The organism is Stenotrophomonas terrae, from assembly GCF_001431465.1.
In the GTDB taxonomy this organism is placed as follows: Bacteria; Pseudomonadota; Gammaproteobacteria; order Xanthomonadales; family Xanthomonadaceae; genus Stenotrophomonas; species Stenotrophomonas terrae.
The window spans coordinates 1-794 of the sequence record NZ_LDJJ01000109.1 but is presented as its reverse complement, the minus strand read 5'-3'; the positions used below and the strand labels follow the sequence as shown (position 1 = coordinate 794).

Annotated in this window: 3 protein-coding genes; 2 read left to right on the top strand and 1 reads right to left on the bottom strand. The window is 62.1% G+C overall.

The genetic code is table 11. The annotated features are described in order from the left end of the window. A partial coding sequence (locus tag ABB27_RS20240; RefSeq protein WP_211263737.1) for a hypothetical protein occupies positions 1-247 on the bottom strand: 247 nt, incomplete at its 3' end. Here ABB27_RS20240 and ABB27_RS20455 point away from each other — a divergent pair. Beyond that, on the top strand, positions 146-385 hold the full coding sequence (locus tag ABB27_RS20455) for a hypothetical protein (protein WP_057630858.1): 240 nt from the start codon (positions 146-148) through the stop codon (positions 383-385). The genes ABB27_RS20240 and ABB27_RS20455 overlap by 102 nt on opposite strands. A 7-nt stretch (positions 386-392) precedes the next feature. Continuing rightward, positions 393-794: cyclic nucleotide-binding domain-containing protein (locus ABB27_RS18865; protein ID WP_152984696.1), on the top strand; the 402-nt coding region annotated here is incomplete at its 3' end.

The window sequence follows — 794 nt, the reverse complement described above, 5'->3', positions numbered from 1 at the left end:
CCTGCTCGGTATCGGTGTTGGCGCCTGCAGCCAGATCGGCGATGTCATCTGCCGGATCGCGCCCGAGCCCAGCCACTGGCGTGCCTGCCTGGTCGCCGGGCAACCGGGGGTTTCGTCCGGGCTCATTCTTTCCGAGCATGAGCGTATGACCGATGAGGTCGTACAAAGCCTGGCTTGCGATCACGCCTTGGACATGGGCGCGTTTGAATGGCGCAATGCGCAGCCTTTCGATGCCTGTTTCGAACATGCCTGGGAACGCGTGGCCATGTTCATCGAGCGTGGCTGGTTGCGGCGTGAGGGCGACATGCTGCTGATTGAAAATGAAGGAGAGCTGCTGTGGCGTATGATCGCAGCAAGCTTTCGACCCTTGGCCGTAGTTGCTTGAAACCGGAATGACGCCAACAGCCCCCCCACCGCGTGGCCCGCAAGGCTCTGCAACACCCAATCCGGCCGCTGCCAGCGACGGTGACGAGCTGCATTTCTGCACCACCTGCGCATTCTCCGATGCCTGCAGTTCGCAGGGTTACGACAAGACCGCACTGAACGAGCTGCACGTGATGGTCGATCACGTTGGCCCCTACCATGCGGGCGACTACATCTTCCGCGCCGGTGAGCCCTTCGACGCGATTGCTGCGGTGCGTGCCGGCATGGTCAAGACCTTTGTTGACGACAGCCTCGGCAACGAGCAGGTGCTGGGTTTCAGCCTGCCCGGCGAGGTCATCGGTTTGAACGCTATCCATGGCTCTCGCTACCCCTGCAATGCGGTGGCGCTGGATACCGTGCATCTGTGCCGC

Bases quoted from the DNA above. Each gene is read 5' to 3' on its own strand.
- ABB27_RS20455 (WP_057630858.1), top strand. From the start codon at position 146: ATGACCGATGAGGTCGTACAAAGCCTGGCTTGCGATCACGCCTTGGAC.